Consider the following 3,043-nt stretch of genomic DNA (forward strand, 5'->3'; position numbering starts at 1 on the left):
CAATATAAATACAAAAAAGAAGGTGACTCTAAACAAGTTAAGATAAAGGATAGAGCGAGTATTTCTGAAAGACCTAGCAGTGCTAATAGAAAAAATCTTTATCACTTTGAAGGTGACACTATTGTTGGTAAAGACCATAAAAGTGCTATTGTAACAATGGTCGATAGAGCTAGCAGATTTACTATTTTAGCCAAGTCTATAGATAGAACAGCTAATTCAATCAATAGAATATTGTACAAAGTATCTAATGGTCATAAAATATTAACAGCTACATTTGATAATGGTAAAGAGTTTGCTAAACATAAGAAGCTAACTAGCAAGACTGGCATCAAAGTATTCTTTGCTGATCCATACAGTCCTTGGCAAAGAGGTACTAATGAAAACATGAATAGGTATATCAGACAATTTATACCTAAAGGTACTAACTTTAACAATATATCTCATCAATACATTAGAAAGTTACAGATAGACTTGAATAATAGACCTAAGAAATGTTTAAATTACTTGACACCTAATGAAGTACATTTTGGTATCTCTATAAACATTGAGAATACAATCTAGCTAATAATTTTTTTAATTTTTCCAAATACCTTATTTAGAAACCCTTTTTTTGCTCGTAATTTATTAGCTTTTTTTATTTCATTGAGTCTTTGCATTTGTTCTACAGAATCTTGAATCGACTCTACAGTTGCTAAACTATTATCTTGCTGATGGCTTTCATCAGAAAAAGTTTCATTATCTACAGTTTCAATAGGTTGATTTTGTTCATAATAAGTATTAGGGTCATTTAAATCAGCGTATTTTAGATCAAGACTAGCAGTCTTCGGAGCTTCGGGTTTCATTGAAAATTTATTCTCGGTTATGACATACATATCATTTTCATTTTTTCTGATGAAACCTTGATCTCTAAGTACTCTACGATATTTGTATATTAGGCTTCTAGAGACTCCAAAACCATCTGCTAACTGAGCAACACTATAGCCTTGCTCAATAGCTTTTAGAATAGCTTTTTTTATAGCGAATTCTTTCTCGTTAGGTATTTTCATATTAAAATATTTGACCCGAAAAATATTTAGTTAATTATAGCTTAGCGATTAAATTTATACAACTTGTCCTGAGGCCCAACCAGAAGCCCAAGCCCACTGAAAATTATATCCACCTAGCCATCCGGTTACATCGATAACTTCACCGATAAAATATAATCCTTTGACTTTGTTAGCTTCTAAGGTTTTAGATGATAATTCATCACAGCTAACACCACCTAATGTAACTTCTGCGGTACGATAGCCTTCAGTTGTCTGTGGATATATTATCCATTGATGGAGCTGTTGGTCAATTTTATTTATCTGTTCTGCAGATAAATCACATATTCTTTTTTCAAGTAGAGAGTTCTCAAAAAATGTATTAATAAGATTTTTAGTCAGTAATTCTGATAAAGTGTTTTTTAGTGTGACTTTTGAGCCTTGCTCTTTTTTTGAAGTTAAAAAATCACTAATATTTGCATTTGGGGAAAGGTTGATTTCAACACTCTCTCCTGAGTGCCAATAAGATGATATTTGTAAAATGGCTGGACCACTTAATCCTTTATGTGTAAAAAGGATATTCTCATCAAAACTTGCTCGATTGTTTGAGACTCTACAGTAAGTTGATACCCCACGTAACTGTCCAAATTTTTGTTGATCTTCGGAGTTGAAAATAAAAGGTACTAGACCAGCTCTTCGAGGGTTAACTTTTAAGCCAAATTTTTTGGCGATTTTATAACCAAATCCAGTTGCCCCCATAGTAGGTATAGATAACCCACCAGTAGCAATTACTAGTGATTGACATATATATTCACCAGTGCTGGTTGTTAGATAAAATATGTCTTCTTTTTTTGTAATATTATCAATAGTTGTATGCAACTGTATATTAGCTTGATATTTCTGGCATTCATCTAACAGAATATTAACGATATCTTTAGCTTTGTTATCACAAAAAAGTTGGCCTAGAGTCTTCTCATGATAAGGAATATTATATTCACTAACTAGACTAATAAAGTCCCATTGAGTATATCTTGATAGTGCAGATTTCATAAAATGCTGATTATCAGCTAAGTATCTATCAGCTGCGATATTATAGTTTGTGAAATTACATCTTCCTCCACCAGACATTAGAATCTTTTTGCCTACTTTATTGGCATGGTCTAATACTAGTACATCACGAGATCTTTTGGCTGCTTCTATAGCACACATAAGCCCAGCTGCACCGGCACCGATTATTATTACATCATAATTTTTGATAGACATAAGATTTAAAGATCCTTTAGTTTATACCAGTATAACCCAACAATTATAAACATTAAAACCAAGTAAATACTTATAATGTTTGTAACATTATGAGCATGCACATAGCTTTGTAAAAATGATGTTAAACTAGTCATTGAGATATTCACAAAATACATAATTGCTGCTGCAGTTCCAGGGACATGTCGAAACATTGAGATACCTTTTCCCATCGATAGTGGAAAGATTGATCCACATGTGAAATAAACAGCCATAGTAGCAATAATAATCAAAGATATACTGTTATTTATTAGGCTAATTATAAAGAAAATAGCAGTTAAAATTATGAATAAATGGCTAGATTGTATTCTGAAAGTTTTAAATAGTTGAAAGAGAGTTCCAAATATAGTTTATTAGGTTTTGACGAAACTAAAATAAACGATAAGGAACTAAAAAATGCCAAAGCACTTAACTCTTTCAAATAGATATTGTATAGAAGAATTACTTAAATTAGGATACCAAACATCTCAAATAGCCAATAAAATTGGCTATAGTGAAAGAGCTATAAAAAAGGAACTTAATCGCACTAGTATAAATAGTGACTATAATGCTGAGATAGCACAGAAGCTATATCAAAGCCGCAGAACTTCAAATAATCATAAGCTATCCTGTAAAGTTAAAAAGCTAATAATAGCTTTGTTAAAAAAGAAGATATCTCCGGAACTTATTTGTGGTAGATTAAAACATGAGGGCATTGTTAATATAACTCACAAAGCAATTTA

General features: G+C 31.4%; 5 protein-coding genes. 2 read left to right on the forward strand and 3 right to left on the reverse strand.

Features of this window, described 5'->3' with window-relative positions:
• On the forward strand, nt 1-561 hold a 561-nt coding region (locus tag F8C69_RS09780; protein WP_159183759.1), incomplete at its 5' end, for an IS30 family transposase.
• Here the strand turns inward: F8C69_RS09780 and F8C69_RS09785 are convergent.
• The 3 genes from F8C69_RS09785 to F8C69_RS09795 are packed head-to-tail and all read right to left on the reverse strand — an operon-like array spanning nt 558 to nt 2,536.
• On the reverse strand, nt 558-1,046 hold the full coding sequence (locus F8C69_RS09785; protein WP_159185020.1) for an FTL_1293 family small RNA FtrC-regulated protein: 489 nt from the start codon (nt 1,044-1,046) through the stop codon (nt 558-560). The two genes, F8C69_RS09780 and F8C69_RS09785, sit on opposite strands and share 4 nt — an antisense overlap.
• Nucleotides 1,047-1,100: 54 nt before the next feature.
• Complete coding sequence (locus F8C69_RS09790; protein ID WP_159185021.1) at nt 1,101-2,285, reverse strand: BaiN/RdsA family NAD(P)/FAD-dependent oxidoreductase; 1,185 nt, start codon at nt 2,283-2,285, stop codon at nt 1,101-1,103.
• Nucleotides 2,286-2,290: 5 nt separating this feature from the next.
• Entirely contained in the window at nt 2,291-2,536 is a 246-nt protein-coding gene (locus tag F8C69_RS09795; protein WP_234393707.1) for an MFS transporter, read from the reverse strand.
• A gap of 181 nt (nt 2,537-2,717) precedes the next feature.
• On the opposite strand from F8C69_RS09795, the gene F8C69_RS09800 reads away from it, so the two are divergent.
• Nucleotides 2,718-3,043, forward strand: a 326-nt coding sequence (locus tag F8C69_RS09800; RefSeq protein WP_159185022.1) for a helix-turn-helix domain-containing protein, incomplete at its 3' end; no start/stop codon positions are given.

This window comes from Francisella noatunensis subsp. noatunensis, assembly GCF_009823375.1.
GTDB lineage: Bacteria > Pseudomonadota > Gammaproteobacteria > Francisellales > Francisellaceae > Francisella > Francisella noatunensis.

Excerpts from the sequence above, each read along its gene's own strand:
- F8C69_RS09795 (WP_234393707.1), bottom strand. The coding sequence starts at position 2,536 with ATGGCTGTTTATTTCACATGTGGATCAATCTTTCCACTATCGATGGGA.
- F8C69_RS09785 (WP_159185020.1), bottom strand. The coding sequence starts at position 1,046 with ATGAAAATACCTAACGAGAAAGAATTCGCTATAAAAAAAGCTATTCTA.
- F8C69_RS09790 (WP_159185021.1), bottom strand. The coding sequence starts at position 2,285 with ATGTCTATCAAAAATTATGATGTAATAATAATCGGTGCCGGTGCAGCT.